This is a genomic window from Aphanothece stagnina RSMan2012 (assembly GCF_046764815.1).
GTDB lineage: Bacteria > Cyanobacteriota > Cyanobacteriia > PCC-6307 > Cyanobiaceae > NIES-981.
The window spans coordinates 95456-108428 of sequence record NZ_JBKOUC010000006.1; the positions used below are offsets into that span (position 1 = coordinate 95456).

General features: G+C 67.7%; 14 protein-coding genes. 9 read left to right on the forward strand and 5 right to left on the reverse strand.

Annotated features, from left to right (window positions below; translation table 11 throughout):
- Positions 1 to 87: 87 nt before the first annotated feature.
- The 5 genes from ACLNEE_RS05790 (at position 88) to ACLNEE_RS05810 (ending at position 4871) form a co-directional block, all read left to right on the forward strand.
- Positions 88 to 1038, forward strand: coding sequence for a retropepsin-like aspartic protease (locus tag ACLNEE_RS05790; RefSeq protein WP_411422373.1), 951 nt, complete (start codon positions 88 to 90; stop codon positions 1036 to 1038).
- 85 nt (positions 1039 to 1123) lie between these two features.
- A complete protein-coding gene (locus ACLNEE_RS05795) occupies positions 1124 to 2095 on the forward strand; it encodes a hypothetical protein (protein WP_412006887.1) in 972 nt (323 codons plus the stop codon).
- Positions 2096 to 2117: 22 nt separating this feature from the next.
- Positions 2118 to 2618, forward strand: coding sequence for a hypothetical protein (locus ACLNEE_RS05800; RefSeq protein ID WP_411422375.1), 501 nt, complete (start codon positions 2118 to 2120; stop codon positions 2616 to 2618).
- A gap of 313 nt (positions 2619 to 2931) precedes the next feature.
- On the forward strand, positions 2932 to 4443 hold the full coding sequence (locus ACLNEE_RS05805) for a cyclic nucleotide-binding domain-containing protein (protein ID WP_411422376.1): 1512 nt from the start codon (positions 2932 to 2934) through the stop codon (positions 4441 to 4443).
- Between the two features lie 170 nt (positions 4444 to 4613).
- Positions 4614 to 4871, forward strand: coding sequence for a hypothetical protein (locus ACLNEE_RS05810; RefSeq protein WP_411422377.1), 258 nt, complete (start codon positions 4614 to 4616; stop codon positions 4869 to 4871).
- Positions 4872 to 5349: 478 nt separating this feature from the next.
- Here ACLNEE_RS05810 and ACLNEE_RS05815 read toward each other — a convergent pair whose 3' ends face one another.
- The 3 genes from ACLNEE_RS05815 to ACLNEE_RS05825 form a co-directional block, all read right to left on the reverse strand.
- Positions 5350 to 6132: a DUF2182 domain-containing protein gene (locus tag ACLNEE_RS05815; protein WP_411422378.1), complete on the reverse strand. Its 783-nt coding sequence runs from the start codon at positions 6130 to 6132 to the stop codon at positions 5350 to 5352.
- Entirely contained in the window at positions 6116 to 6748 is a 633-nt protein-coding gene (locus ACLNEE_RS05820; RefSeq protein ID WP_412006888.1) for a DUF1326 domain-containing protein, read from the reverse strand. The genes ACLNEE_RS05815 and ACLNEE_RS05820 overlap by 17 nt, the downstream gene beginning before the upstream one ends.
- Positions 6749 to 7079: 331 nt before the next feature.
- Positions 7080 to 7703 carry a TetR/AcrR family transcriptional regulator gene (locus ACLNEE_RS05825; RefSeq protein WP_412006889.1) on the reverse strand — a complete coding sequence of 208 codons (624 nt, stop codon included), beginning with the start codon at positions 7701 to 7703 and terminating at the stop codon, positions 7080 to 7082.
- A 128-nt stretch (positions 7704 to 7831) separates the two neighbouring features.
- Here ACLNEE_RS05825 and ACLNEE_RS05830 point away from each other — a divergent pair, with 128 nt between their 5' ends.
- The 3 genes from ACLNEE_RS05830 to ACLNEE_RS05840 are packed head-to-tail and all read left to right on the forward strand — an operon-like array spanning position 7832 to position 10739.
- A complete protein-coding gene (locus ACLNEE_RS05830) occupies positions 7832 to 8908 on the forward strand; it encodes an HlyD family efflux transporter periplasmic adaptor subunit (protein ID WP_412006890.1) in 1077 nt (358 codons plus the stop codon).
- Positions 8905 to 10053, forward strand: a complete 1149-nt coding sequence (devC, locus tag ACLNEE_RS05835) for an ABC transporter permease DevC (protein ID WP_411422382.1) — start codon at positions 8905 to 8907, stop codon at positions 10051 to 10053. The genes ACLNEE_RS05830 and devC overlap by 4 nt, the downstream gene beginning before the upstream one ends.
- A 14-nt stretch (positions 10054 to 10067) precedes the next feature.
- The gene (locus ACLNEE_RS05840; protein WP_411422383.1) at positions 10068 to 10739 is read left to right on the forward strand and encodes an ATP-binding cassette domain-containing protein; all 672 of its coding nucleotides are present in this window, start codon (positions 10068 to 10070) and stop codon (positions 10737 to 10739) included.
- A 20-nt stretch (positions 10740 to 10759) separates the two neighbouring features.
- Here the strand turns inward: ACLNEE_RS05840 and ACLNEE_RS05845 are convergent, their stop codons facing one another.
- The gene (locus ACLNEE_RS05845) at positions 10760 to 11509 is read right to left on the reverse strand and encodes an SIMPL domain-containing protein (protein WP_411422384.1); all 750 of its coding nucleotides are present in this window, start codon (positions 11507 to 11509) and stop codon (positions 10760 to 10762) included.
- Positions 11510 to 11618: 109 nt separating this feature from the next.
- Positions 11619 to 12431 carry a tetratricopeptide repeat protein gene (locus ACLNEE_RS05850; RefSeq protein WP_412006891.1) on the reverse strand — a complete coding sequence of 271 codons (813 nt, stop codon included), beginning with the start codon at positions 12429 to 12431 and terminating at the stop codon, positions 11619 to 11621.
- On the opposite strand from ACLNEE_RS05850, the gene ACLNEE_RS05855 reads away from it, so the two are divergent.
- Positions 12430 to 12948: an NfeD family protein gene (locus ACLNEE_RS05855; RefSeq protein WP_412006892.1), complete on the forward strand. Its 519-nt coding sequence runs from the start codon at positions 12430 to 12432 to the stop codon at positions 12946 to 12948. The two genes, ACLNEE_RS05850 and ACLNEE_RS05855, sit on opposite strands and share 2 nt — an antisense overlap.
- Positions 12949 to 12973 lie beyond the last annotated feature (25 nt).

Consider the following 12973-nt stretch of genomic DNA (forward strand, 5'->3'; position numbering starts at 1 on the left):
TGGCCTGGTTTCCATGCAGCGTTCGAGGCCTCCGGCCGGCGGGGATCGCCCGGGCCTGCGCCGTGCCGAGCGGCAGGCCCGCTGCTGATGCCGGCACCCGGGGCCCTGGCCGCGGCCCTGACCGCGGCCCTGATCCAGCTCGAGGGCCCGGCGCTCCGGCCCGGATCCCTGGCGGGTTCGGTGAGCCTGCCGCTGGAGCGCGCGGCTGGGGGAGACACGCCGGTGCTGAGCCTGCAGAGCGCCGGCCGGCCGGTGCGCTTCCTGGTCGACACGGGCGCCTCCTCCACCCTGGTCTCGCCGCAGCTCGTGCAGCGGCTCGGCCTTCCCAGCGCGCCCATCCCACCGGCCGACTTCGGCCTGGCCGGGGCCGGCCAGGGTTGCCGGGCCCTGCAGCCGCGGCGCACCACGCTGCCGGTGCTGACCGTGCTGGCCCAGCCCCAGCCGGCCGGCCGGGCCGAGGAACCCCTCAGCCTCCGGGATGCCGAGGCCCTGGTGCTGCCGGTGGGAGGACTGCCGCCGGATGTCGATGGCGTGCTGGGGGCCCCCCAGCTGCGTCAGCTGCCCCTCTGGATCGACCCGCTCGGCGGCAGGCTGGCCTTCGGCCGCCAGGCTCTCCACGCCGCGGCGGGGGCGGCCACCCGGGAGGTGACGGTCCCCCTCCGCTGGCACCGCGGCGTGCCGTTGCTGTCCCTCGCCACCGGCCGCGCTGCAGGCAGCGTGCAGGCCCTCGCCGACACCGGTGCGGAAGGACTGTTCATCACCCCCGCGCTGGCGCTGGCCCTCGGGTCGCCGGGACCGGGCCGGCCGCTGCGGGTGGCGGGCTTCTGCGGCGAGCAGCCCGCTCGCTGGATCCAGGTCCACGGGCCCCGCCTGGGGGCGGGCCCTGCCGCTTCGGCGCCTCCACTGCAGGCGATCGTGACCGCCAACCCGGTGTTCACGGCCCTGGGCATCGAGGCGATCGTCGGGCAGGAGCTGCTCCGCCCCCATCGCCAGCTCTGGCGCCTCGATGCCATCCCGCCCTCCCTGCGGCTTCGCTAGGCGGCACCGCCAGCCAGGACGCCGCGGTGGTTGTGGGCCGAGGCGGCCGGCACGATGCTTGGGGCCCACGTCACGACGCACCGCCATGGGGGCTCTGATGGCCTATGTGGTGCTCAAGGGTCTCGAGAGCACCGTGGTGCGGGCCTTGCAGCTGCTCGGTGTGCGCCATTCCGTCGATGGTCTCAACCCCATCAGTGCCTGCAACCTGTTCTTCTTCGCCCTGCTCGTGGTCGGATTGAGCCTGATGGCCGCCGACCGGTCGGCGCTGCGCCGGCAGCTGCCGGGGCTGGAGCGCCATCAGTGGCAGCTGCTGGGGCTGGACATGCTGGCCGGGAGCCTGGCAGGGCCCCTGGGCAGCTACATGGCGATCGAGGCCCTGGCCGTGATCGAGAAGACACTGCTGTTCACCCTGGTGCTGCCGGTCTCGGCACTGCTGTCGTGGCTGTGGCTCGGCGAGCCGCTCCCCCGTCGCTTCTGGTTCACCACCGCCGTGATCGGCCTGGGGCTGGTGCTGGCTTCGGCGGGCCGCGGGGAGCCGATGGGGATGGACCGACTGGCCGGGCTGGGCTGGGGGGGCCTGGGTGTGGCGGGCTTTTCCTGCAGCGCGGTCACGGCGCGGCGGCTGGGGCGGGAGGGTCTCGGCATCGGCCTCACCACCGGGCTGCCGTCGCTGCTGGCCGCCCTGGTGTTCCTCGGGATCGGGCTGGTGCTGTTCGGGCCGGAGCACTTCATGCACCTGCAGCTGTGGTGGGTGGCCGGGGTGATCGGCCTCTATGCCCTCACCGTGGTGCTGGGCAGTGAGTGGAGCCTGCGCCTCTGTTACCGCCGCTTCAGCGTGGCCACCGTGGCGATCGTGGGCTCGCTCACCCTGGTGGTGTCGGTGTTCAGCGCGGCGGCGGTGCTGGCGGAACCCCTGGGCCTGCCGGTGCTGCTGGGCACGGCGCTGGTGCTGGTGGGGGTGCTGCTGGCGGTGCGGCGGGTGCCCTCCCAGGCCTCGGCCAGCGTTCTTTCAGTCAGTGACGCCGAGGCTGGACCAGGCGGGGTGTGTTCACGATGAAGGGGTCCCTTGCCGCTTCGCCATGCTCCTGAGACCGTCATCCCCCGGCCGCCTATGGGCGGGATGCCTGGCCGGCAGCCTCGCCTGTGGGGCCCTGCTCGCTCCCCAGCCGGCCTCGGCGGGGCCCTGCACCTTTCTTCAGCCGATCGGCGGCACCGGCCCGATCGTGAAGAAGCGGGTGCAGCGTCCCAAAGGTCCGATCGGCTCGACGATCGGCCGCACCAACTGGAACACCGACTTTGCGGTGGACGGCTCCTACAGCAGCTACAAGCTCTTCTTCACGGCCGACTCCACCGACGTGGGGAGCTACCCGATCGAGGCCTACCTGAAGTTCACCGACGGCAGCAATCTGCGGGTCGTGAATGAAACCCTGAAACCCGCGCTGGGCACCGGCAAGATGTTCGGCCCGTTCCCGGCGGTCCAGGGCAAGCGCGTCAGTCAGGTGAACTTCAAAGTCGGAACGGCCAAGGAGCCCGGCTCCACCGGCTTCAGCTACCGGATCTCCGTGCAGGGCTGCCGCTGAAGCCAGGGTCCCCCATCCGGGGGGATGGTCCGGCTCACCGCACCGCTGGTGGGTGTCGGTGAGCTGGCCCGGGGGCAGGGGCCAGGGGACGGACGGTCCGCCATCGGCAATTCCGGACCCAGCCGATGGCGGGGCCTCGCCAGACTGCGCAGAATGGGCTTCCATCTCGCAGAGCCCGTCAGCTGCTCGATGCCCTTGTGCCAGACGGGGATTCGCCCAGGGCCTTGCCGGATGCATGGCTTGATGCGCTGGCGCGCCAAGGCCTGATTCACGCTCTCAAGCATTCGTCTTAAGCACTCGCCCAGGCTGGGGAATGGTCATCTTTCACACCATCCTTCTCGCCTTCCTTCTGGAGCTGGTGCTGCTTGCGGTGTTGTTCATTTGCCGCAAGCGCAGGCTTCCACCCATTCCGGTGCGGCTGCCCACGCTGGCCATCATCAGCTGGCTGGTCATCACCATCCTGCGCCAGCAGTCGTTTCCCCCTGACGTCCTTCCCTGGCTGGACACGGTGCAGCTGATCACTGCCAGCTATGCCTATCTGCAGCTGTCGGTATGGCTGACGCTGGAATTTCCCACGATTCTCTCCTGGTGGCCACGCCCACCCAAGATCCTGCGAGATCTTGGCTTGTTGGTGATTGCTGGGGTGATCACGGTGGTTGTCCTGCAGGAACAGGCACGCATCAACGTGGTGGGCCTGGTGACCACGTCTGCCATCCTCACAGCCGTGATTGGCCTGGCTGCTCAGGAATCCCTCAAGGATTTTTTCGCCGGCATTGTTCTACAGCTTGATTCGCCCTTCCAGGAGGGCGACTTCATCGTCGTCAGTGATGAGATCGAAGGGTGGGTCGTGTCGTTGACCCTGATGAGTACCCGCCTTCGGCACGTGCATGGTGCCCTGATCACCATGCCCAACAGCAGGATGTGGTCGACGGAGATCCGACGCTTCGGGCCCTCTGGCCCGATCGCCCGTGAGATTCATCTCAACCTCGACCTCACCCTGCCGCCGGAGCGGGCCACGGAGCTGTTGATGCAGGTGGCTCGGCGCCATCCATTGGTGTTGGCCGAACCTGAACCGACGGCCTTTGTGTATGCCTATGCGGATCATGCCATCACCTATGAACTGGAAGTATGGCAGGAAGATCCAACGGATAACGGCTTCGATATTCTGCGCGGCCAGTTGCTTGCGCAGATCTGGTATGTGCTGGAGCGGGAGGGTACAACCCTGCCCTATCCGGTTCGTGAACTGCGGCCCAAGCGTCTGCCGGCCCCCATCGATGATCCGGCTGGTTATGGCCTGGAAGCTCGGGTGGATCTGCTCAGGGAGAATGTGCTCTTCGGCCACCTCAGTTCCGAACAGTTGGAGCGGATCGCTCCGCTGACCCGATGTCTGCGCTTTGCGGCCGGGGAGGCCGTGGTGGTGGAAGGGGATGAGGGTTTTGCGATGTTCCAGGTCGTCACTGGCCGTGTTCAGGTCATCAAGCTGATGGAGGGCGGCATCGAGAAGAAGGTCGCTGAGCTCGGTGTCGGAACAATCTTCGGCGAAATGAGTGTGTTCACGGACCAACCCCGTACCGCCACCGTGCGGACAACGGAGGAAAGCGTGCTGCTCGAGGTGGAGCGCAACGACCTGCGACCCCTGCTCGAGGGCAATCCCAGACTGGTGGAACGTCTGGCCCAGCTGGTCAATGACCGCCGCGCCCAACTCACCACCCTGAGTCAGGAGGTTCAGGAAGCCCAGGCCAACCAGCTGCTGCAGCAGATGATGGCGATGTTCAGCACCCTGACCGGCGGAGATTCCCGGGAGAATCTGGTCAAGCGTGTCTGAGCCGGCTGCGCGAAGGGGGAACCTCGTTCCCCCCCCCCCCCGCGTGATCGTCCTCTGCGAGCGTCCTGTGCGATCGGGATTGAACCCCTTCGGGACGGGCTGGCAGCCTCGGGATCGGCTTCGGGATCGGACTTGGCCTCGGGCAGGATTGGTGATTGACGCGGATTCCGATGGCCGACCACGAAGGACAGACGCTGAGCCCCAGGGAAATGATCCGGGCCCACGCCTATCCCCTGCTGGCGGCGATCAGCAGCCTGAGCCTGGTGGCGATCGCGGTGCTGATGGTGCCCGGTGCTGTGCGCGATCACCGCTACAACCGCTGCATCGACGAGCAGATCCGGTTGCGGGCCTCGGACCGGCTCCAGGGCCAGGGCGGGCCCGGCAAGCTGATCTATCTGCGCGCCGTGGAGCACTGCGAGGGGCGCTGACGCCATTGGTTCTGCAGCCATGACCCCGGGGCCACCGGCCCAGCTGCTGTTGCTCCCCGGCGCCTCCGGCAACGCCGGCTTCTGGCAACCGGTGGCGATTCGGCTCCGCCATCGGGGGCAGCGGCTGGCTGGGCGGCTTCCATCGGCCCGGCTGGTGGTGCTGCCCGGCGGCGACCATGATCTGGCCCAGGAGCACGCGGCCACGGTCGCGCCCCTGATCGATCAGCCCCTGGGCACTACGCCAGCCGTCCCCCGGGGGAGGTGCATGGCCCGTTCCGCACCGATCAGGGCTGCGTGGTGCTGGATGTCTCCTTCCCCCAGCAGTGCCGGGAGATTGCCCCGTGACCCACCGGATCGCGCTGGCCGAGGTGGCGGATGCCCCTGCCGGCCTTCCCCCGCACCCTGGAGTTCTATGAGCGCGACGGCTTCGCCGGCAGCGGCGGCAGGAAGCTGCGGGCTCTGCTCTCGTGATCCGGATTCAACCGGGACGCAGGGGCAGCATCAGCAGCCCTGCCACCATCGCCCCACCCCCCGCCAGGCGGCCGGCCCAGACGCCGAACGGCAGCAACTTCTCCGCCAGTACGAACAGCGAGATGGCGGCGATCAGGCCCAGATTCATCACCCCTCCCACAAACAGCAACGCCATCAGGATCCAGCAGCATCCCAGGCAGTAGAGGCCGTGTTCGAGCCCCATCCGCACCGCGCCGCACCAGCCGGGCTGCCAGTGCCCCGAGAGGAAATGCACCGGGGAGCGGCAGTGGGCCAGGCAGGCGTGCTTGGCCGGGGTGAACTGGTAGAAACCGGCGGCGATCAGAATCGACCCCCCGATCCAAGGACTGCTGAGCACCAGCATCGGGGAGAGCAGCGCAGCCTGATCGAGGCCCCATTGCAGCAGGGTGGCGACCACTGAAAAGGCGCTCCAGACCAGCAGGTAGCCGCTCAGAAAAACCACCGATGGAGCCAGCACGGTGCCCTGATCCCTGGCCTTGCGAGCCACGGCGCCATAGAGCAGCACCATCGGCGCTGCTGAAGGCACCATCATCGCGATCATCATCACGATCCACATCGCCACCATCGCGGCGGCATCGCCGAGACTCCAGGCCTGCTCCCCCAGTGGCTCGGGGGCCATGGGTGCCTGCATGGTCGCCGCCATGTGGAGGAGATCCGCCCACGCCAAGGTGGTGACGAGGATGAGCGCTGCCGTGAGGAGCCAGCGGTCCCGACGGGCCAGGCGGAGCTGAACCTCAGCGGATGACCCCATCTTGATTCATGTGGAGTTCATTGAACTGGCCGTAGCTGTCACTCAGATCCAGGGTGATTCCGGCCCGCACGCGCGAGCTGCCTGAACCGATCTCGGCCTGGGTGTATTCGAACCCGTTGGGGAGATTGATCCTGGCCTGGAAGTCGCCCTCGCCGAAGGGGTTGGGGATGGGGGTGCCGGTGGAGTCCACCAGATCGGGAACGTGGATCCGACCACGGCGCGCTCCCACATCGATCTCCACGTGAACGGGGGCGTGCAGTGTCTCCAGCACGGAGGTCATCGTGCTGTTGAAGACAAAGAAGTGCGTGGCGCCCGGACGGGTGGCCTCGCCGTGCAGGATCCGTCGGAGAGCCTCCCTCTGCTCGGGGTCGGCCCGCTCATCGATGATCGCCTGCTGGGTGCCGTTGCCCTGCACGATCTCACCGGGCCACTGGAGCACCATCACCCAGCGCAGGCCGTCCAGCACGGTGGTGTTGAAGTGACCTTCCTCGATCACTCCACCCGCCACGGCCTCGCAATGGCCATGGGTGCTGGGAGCGTTGAACTGGCAGGGACAGCCCCAGGCACAGTTGCAGTTCGTGTACTCCATCCCATGGATCATCCAGGTGTCAGCCATCCAGGTATCAGCCATGGCGCCTCCAGCGGGATTGCTGTCTATCAACTTTAAATGGTGTTGATTGATGCCTCCAGGCGCAACGTGCCAATCGTTACCCACTGGTTCATTTCGCTACCTTTCTGATTCAGCCCTGTCTGATCAGCATCGCAGCCTTGCCACGGAAGGGCAGCCGTACTTTGTCGGTGCCCTGCAAGCAAGACCGCCAACAAACAAGACCGCCAACAAACAAGACGGCCAACAAACAAGACGGCCAACAAGCACCAGGACCCCTCGCCCTCGTGCTGGCCCCTGACATCCCCTCCAGGGGCGTCGCCGAGGCGTTCAAGCTCTCTCACCCCACCCGGCTCACCAGGTCCACCAGCACGGCGGCGTAGGTCTGGCGGTCCACCGGGGCCACCTCGCGGCCGTGCAGCAGATCCTGCATCAGGATCAGGTGCACCAGGGCGCCCATGAACACGCGGGCCCGCATCTCGGCGTCAGGGCCGGCCGGCAGGGCTTCGAACAGGTGCACCACCTGGGCCACGCCGGTGCGCTCCAGCTGGGCCACGAAGGTTCTGGCCAGCTCGGGGAAGCGCTCCGACTCGCCGATCACCAGGCGCAGAAAGGAGAGGAACGGAGGCTGGCCCTCGCGGCTGGCCAGGCAGCGGGCGGCCAGTTCGCGCAGGGCGGCGGCGGGCTCGCTCGGCAGGGCCTCCCGGGGGGAGGCGCCGAACAGCTCGCTGAGGCGCTCCCCCACCAGCTGTTCGGTGAGGGCGCGGAACAGGGCCTCCTTGTCGGAGAAGTGGCTGTACACCGTGGCCTTCGACACGGCTGCCGCCCTGGCGACGCGGTCCATCGAGGTGGCGGCGTAGCCGTGGCGGAGGAACTCGCGGCGTGCCCCTTCGAGGATCGCATTCCGCTTGCGCAGGGTCCGCAGGCCCCGGGCGCCGTTGGCGGCCGCCTCGGCAGAGGGCATGGCAGAGGGCACGGCAGAGGGCATGGCGCGGCCCGCTCCACAAACTGAACTGAACGGTATAGTAACTGCATCTGGGAGGGCGAGCGATGGCGTTCCCGCGGCTGCCACTCATGCCCCGCCTGCCACGCATGCCGCACCTGCCACCCCTGCAGCGGCGCAGCTGGTGGCTGCTGGGCGGTGGCGCCCTGGTGCTGGGCCTGGCGGTGCTGGCCGGCCGCGGTCTGCTGCAGCGGCCGGCTGCACCATCAGCGCCCACCGTGCAGCAGCCGATCCGCACCGTCACGGCCCTGGGGCGGCTGGAGCCGATCAGCGAGCTGCGCACGATCGCGGCACCCACCAGCGGAGCGGGCCAGCCCACCCTGCTGAAGCTGCTGGTGGAGCGGGGCGAGGCGGTGAAGGCCGGCCAGCTGCTGGCGGTGCTCGACAACCAGCCCCAGCTGGAGGCCGCCGTGAACGCCGCCCGCGCCGAGGTGAACCTGGCCCGCTCGCGGCTGGCCATCGCCCGCGCCGACGCCGGCAGCGGCGAGGCCAGCCAGCTGGCCAAGGTGCGCTCGCTCGAGGCCCAGCAGCGCACGGCGACCACCGAGGCGCGGCGCTACCAGAACCTGTATGCCAGCGGCGCCGTGTCGGCGGAAGACCGCGACAACCGTCAGCTCACGCTCGACACGGTGAGCGCCGCGCTCGAGGAGGCCCGGGCCCTGCTGGTGCGGCAGCAGGCCCGCAGCACGGCCGGCACCGGCGGCGTGGACCTCGACGTGGAGGCGGCCCAGCGCGGCCTCGAGCAGGCCGAGGCCAACCTGGAGCGGGCCGTGGCCAGCCGTGATGACAACCTGATCCGCGCTCCGATCGCGGGCACCGTGCTGCAGGTGTTCGCCCGCGCCGGCGAGGCGCCCGGAGCCAGGGGGATCGTGCAACTCGGCCAGGTCGGCCGCATGCAGGTGGTGGCGGAGGTGTACGAGAGCGATCTGCCCCGGGTGAAGCCGGGCCAGCCGGTGCGGATCACCAGCCCTGCCCTGGAGCAGCCCCTGGAGGGGCGGGTGGGGCAGATCGGCGCCATCGTGCTGCGCCAGAACGTGATCAACACCGATCCCAGCGCCAACACCGACAACCGGGTGGTGGAAGTTCGTGCACCACTCACGCCCGAGAGCAATCCCCTGGCCGCCCGCTTCACGAACCTGCAGGTGCGGGTGGTGATCGGCCCATGAGAACACCGCTCGGCTGGCTGCAACTGCGCCACGACCGCGGCCGCTTTCTGGTGGCCCTGGCCGGCATCGCCTTCGCCGACCTGCTGATGTTCATGCAGCTGGGCTTCCAGGCGGCCCTGTATGACAGCAACACCCGCCTGGATCGCTCCTTCAAGGCCGATGTGGTGCTGATCAGCCCCCGGGCCCTCAACCTGCAGAACCTCTCCACCTTCCCGCGCCGCCGCCTGCTGCAGGCCCTCGATGTGCCCGGCGTCACGGACGCCCAGGGGCTGTACATCCGCACCGTCACCTGGCGCAATCCCCAGACCCTGCGCAGCGCCACGGTGCAGGTGCTGGGCTTCGACCCCGATGCCGATGTGCTGCGCCTGCCGGAGGTGATGGCCCAGGCCGATCTGCTGAAGCTCCCCGACACGGTGCTGTTCGACCGGGGCGCCCGGGGACAGTACAAGCAGGCGATCGCCCGGATCGACCGGGGCGAGCGGGTGACCAGCGAGATCGAGCGGCGCACGATCACGGTGGGCGGGCTGTTCCGGCTGGGGGCCTCGTTCGGGGCGGACGCCACCTTGATGGCCAGTGACCAGACCTTCCTGCGGATCTTCCCGCGGGTGAGCGCCGCCAGCGTGAGTGTGGGCCTGCTCACCCTGGCGCCGGGGCAGGCCACGGCACCGGTGGTGGAGGCCCTGCGCCGCCACCTGCCGGACGACGTACAGGTGCTCAGCGATGCCGACTTCGTGGCCTTCGAGGAGAACTACTGGCGGGTGGCCAGCCCGGTGGGCTTCATCTTCGGCCTGGGCACGGCCATGGCCTTCGTGGTGGGGGTGGTGATCGTGTACCAGGTGCTCTCCACCGATGTGAATGCCCATCTGCAGGAGTACGCCACCTTCAAGGCGATGGGCTTCCGCAACCGCTACCTGCTGCTGGTGGTGGTGGAGCAGGCCCTGATCCTGGCGGCGCTCGGCTTCATTCCCGGCGCCCTGATGCCGCTGTGGCTCTACGCGGTGGCGGCGAAGGCCACCAGCCTGCCGATCGCGATGACGCTGCAGCGGGCGGTGGTGGTGTTCGTGCTCACCTTGGTGATGTGCCTGGCCTCGGGGGCAATCGCCACCCGGCGGCTGCAGGCGGCCGATCCGGCCGAGCTGTTCTGAGCCGGAGCTCCGCCATGGCCAGCGCGATCACGATCCAGGGGCTCAACCACCACTTCGGCCGGGGGGCGGTGCGGCGCCAGGTGCTGTTCGATGTGGCGCTGGAGGTGGCGGCCGGGGAGATCGTGCTGCTCACCGGGCCCTCCGGCTCGGGCAAAACCACCCTGCTCACCCTGATCGGCGGGCTGCGGGCGGCCCAGGGGGGCTCGCTGATCGTGCTGGGCCGGCAGCTGGTGGGCGCCAGCGCCCTGGAGCTCACCCTGGCCCGGCGCGAGCACGGCTACATCTTCCAGGCCCACAACCTGCACCGCAGCCTCACCGCCACCCAGAACGTGCGCATGGCGCTGGAGATGCGCGGCACCCTGAGCGCCGCCGAGATGGAGCGTCGCTCCCGGGCCCTCCTCGAGGCCGTGGGGCTGGGGGATCACCTGGAGGTGAAGCCCGCCCAGCTCTCGGGGGGACAGAAGCAGCGGGTGGCGGTGGCGCGGGCGCTGGTGGGGGAGCCGCCGCTGCTGCTGGCCGATGAGCCCACCGCCGCGCTCGACAGCCGCTCGGGCCGCGAGGTGGTGACGCTGATGCAGCGGCTGGCGCTGGAGCACGGCTGCACGATCCTGCTGGTGACCCACGACAGCCGCATCCTCGACATCGCCGATCGCACCCTGTCGCTGGAGGACGGGCGCCTGCACTGACACTTCTGCCAGAAGGAGCACTACTCCACCCGGAAGGTCACCCCCATCACGGCGGTGATGTCCTTCTCGATGGTGGTCGTGTCGTAGGAGCCGTAGCTGCTCATCTCGGTGGAGTTGGGCACGGTGATCTGGAAGGAGCCGGTGTCGGCCTGGGTGATCACACCGATGCGGGAGCCGGCCTGGCGGGCGATCTCGCGGGCGCGCAGGCGGGCATCGCGGGTGGCCTTGGCCAGCATGTCCACCCGTTTCTCAGGGAGCCTGGTGTAGGTGTAGGCGGGATCGTTGATGGTGAGCGGCACGCCTTCACCCACCAAGGCTCCGATCTGCCGGGCCACGGCGGCCACCTTGGCCACGTCGGGGCTGCTGATGCGGATCGGCTGGCGGGTGGTGAAGGTGGTGGACTGCAGGGCGCCGGTCCGGGAATCGCGCACGTCGGATTTGTCCGACTTGATCGGCTGGGGGCTGATGGCTTCGGCGGCGATGCCCTGCTGCCGCAGAAACGCGAGGGTGCGCTCCACCTGCGGTTGCAGTTGCTGGTAGGAGGCCTGCAGGCTGGGCGCGCTCTCGGCAACCTCCACCGTCCAGTCCACGAAGTCGCTGGAGATGCGCTCGGTGCTGGAGCCAGTCACGGTGATGGTGTCGTTGCCGCGGCGGAGGCCCTTCACCAGCACACTGCTGGCCACCACCAGGCCGGTGGCCAGCACGGCCATGGCGAACACGAGCGGTGGCGTGCGGCGCAGGGTGTGCAGGAGTGGAGAGAAACGTCCCATGGTCCAGGGCAGAAGTTCTTGTGCTGCTGACTTGTATGGCTGTCTTGATGTTGACTTTTTCTGGTCTGATCTGAATCAGAGATCTGATTTCATCTAGAGTATATCTGGTTCATTCAGAGCAAATCTGGCCATAAAGGCTTTCGCTGATCTTCGAGCCCAATGCGGCACCCCTCTTGAGATCTTGGCAGCCATCTTGTTTATCGCCAAGTTTTGTCTTTGCCAGCCCTCTGTTGCCCCATGCTTCTGCGTATCGGGGTTGTAGCTTGAGGCTTAGGCTGAAATCCTGGACTGCCCCCTTGTAGTCGCCAAGGTGTCTCTTGGCGTCTCCTCGATTGTAGTAAGCCATCGCAAAGCTGGGGTTTTTGGCGATGGCGTTCGAATAGTCTGTGATCGCTCCTGCCTTGTCTCCCGAGAAAAATCTTCTGACGCCGCTGTCGAAGTAGTCGGTGGCTGTCGATCGATCTTGATCATTGGGAGGGGTTGTTGGCTGGGGGTCGATGAGCTCTTTCTCTTGTATTGTCTTAATGCCGGAATCCGCGCTTTCGGCATTCACTTCTGGTTGTTGCTCCTGTGCCGTCGCGTCCTCTTTGATGGCAAGTCTGTCTCCTGCACTGATCTGCTCTGACTCTTTACTCCTGAGCAGCATCAAGCTCCAATTGAGTGATGCCAGGAAAAGCAAGATCAGCAAAATAGGGAGGAAATCGCCACGCAGCTGACTCGTCAGTCGTCGCATCTGAGCACCTGATGCTTCTCCCTTTGCACCGTAAGCCTTGAAAGGCTTTGTGTCACGGGTGTGGGGGGCGCCCTGCCGTGCCGCCGGCGGCGGCGAACGCCAGGGAGGACCGAGTCGCCGGCATCCGGACGGAGCATTGGGAAAATGGAGACCTGGGTGCTCCCCGACCCGCTCGTCGCTCACGGCCATGGTGATCACCTACCTGTTCTGCTTCCTTGCCGGGAGCCTGCTGATCGTGCTCGCGATTGCTTCAGGAGCCGACGCTGATCTCGATGGTGGTGACGGTATGGGTGGGCCCTTCAGCATCCTGCTGAGTACGCCGTTCTGGTCGTTCGGGATGGCCGGCTTCGGCCTCTGCGGACTGCTGATCAGCCTGATTGATCCTCAGCTGGCCCCGACCCTGTCGCTGCTGGTGGCCGCGAGCACGGGTCTGCTGCTGGGTTTCGCGGCCAGTCGCACCCTGCAGCTCCTGGGCGGCCGCCGTGTCAACAGCCTGGTCTCCAGCGAAGATCTCATCGGCTGCGAGGGTCGGGTGACGCTGCCGATGGATCCACGCCAGCGGGGGTTCGTGGAGGTCAGCGTGAGGGGCACCTTGATCCGCCGCCCGGCTGTGAGCACCTCCGAGCCCCTGGCCCTCAACGAACGCGTGATCGTGCTGAGCAACGAGGGGCACACCCTGACAGTCATCCGTGCAGACGATCTGTAAAGAAGTTGTCTCCTGTCAAGAAGTT

What these genes read in the sequence shown, in the direction of transcription:
- ACLNEE_RS05790 (WP_411422373.1), top strand. Translation starts at nt 88, where the DNA reads ATGCCGGCACCCGGGGCCCTGGCCGCGGCCCTGACCGCGGCCCTGATC.
- ACLNEE_RS05795 (WP_412006887.1), top strand. Translation starts at nt 1,124, where the DNA reads ATGGGGGCTCTGATGGCCTATGTGGTGCTCAAGGGTCTCGAGAGCACC.
- ACLNEE_RS05800 (WP_411422375.1), top strand. Translation starts at nt 2,118, where the DNA reads ATGCTCCTGAGACCGTCATCCCCCGGCCGCCTATGGGCGGGATGCCTG.
- ACLNEE_RS05805 (WP_411422376.1), top strand. Translation starts at nt 2,932, where the DNA reads ATGGTCATCTTTCACACCATCCTTCTCGCCTTCCTTCTGGAGCTGGTG.
- ACLNEE_RS05810 (WP_411422377.1), top strand. Translation starts at nt 4,614, where the DNA reads ATGGCCGACCACGAAGGACAGACGCTGAGCCCCAGGGAAATGATCCGG.
- ACLNEE_RS05815 (WP_411422378.1), bottom strand. Translation starts at nt 6,132, where the DNA reads ATGGGGTCATCCGCTGAGGTTCAGCTCCGCCTGGCCCGTCGGGACCGC.
- ACLNEE_RS05820 (WP_412006888.1), bottom strand. Translation starts at nt 6,748, where the DNA reads ATGGCTGACACCTGGATGATCCATGGGATGGAGTACACGAACTGCAAC.
- ACLNEE_RS05825 (WP_412006889.1), bottom strand. Translation starts at nt 7,703, where the DNA reads ATGCCCTCTGCCGAGGCGGCCGCCAACGGCGCCCGGGGCCTGCGGACC.
- ACLNEE_RS05830 (WP_412006890.1), top strand. Translation starts at nt 7,832, where the DNA reads ATGCCGCACCTGCCACCCCTGCAGCGGCGCAGCTGGTGGCTGCTGGGC.
- devC (WP_411422382.1), top strand. Translation starts at nt 8,905, where the DNA reads ATGAGAACACCGCTCGGCTGGCTGCAACTGCGCCACGACCGCGGCCGC.
- ACLNEE_RS05840 (WP_411422383.1), top strand. Translation starts at nt 10,068, where the DNA reads ATGGCCAGCGCGATCACGATCCAGGGGCTCAACCACCACTTCGGCCGG.
- ACLNEE_RS05845 (WP_411422384.1), bottom strand. Translation starts at nt 11,509, where the DNA reads ATGGGACGTTTCTCTCCACTCCTGCACACCCTGCGCCGCACGCCACCG.
- ACLNEE_RS05855 (WP_412006892.1), top strand. Translation starts at nt 12,430, where the DNA reads ATGGTGATCACCTACCTGTTCTGCTTCCTTGCCGGGAGCCTGCTGATC.
- ACLNEE_RS05850 (WP_412006891.1), bottom strand. Translation starts at nt 12,431, where the DNA reads ATGGCCGTGAGCGACGAGCGGGTCGGGGAGCACCCAGGTCTCCATTTT.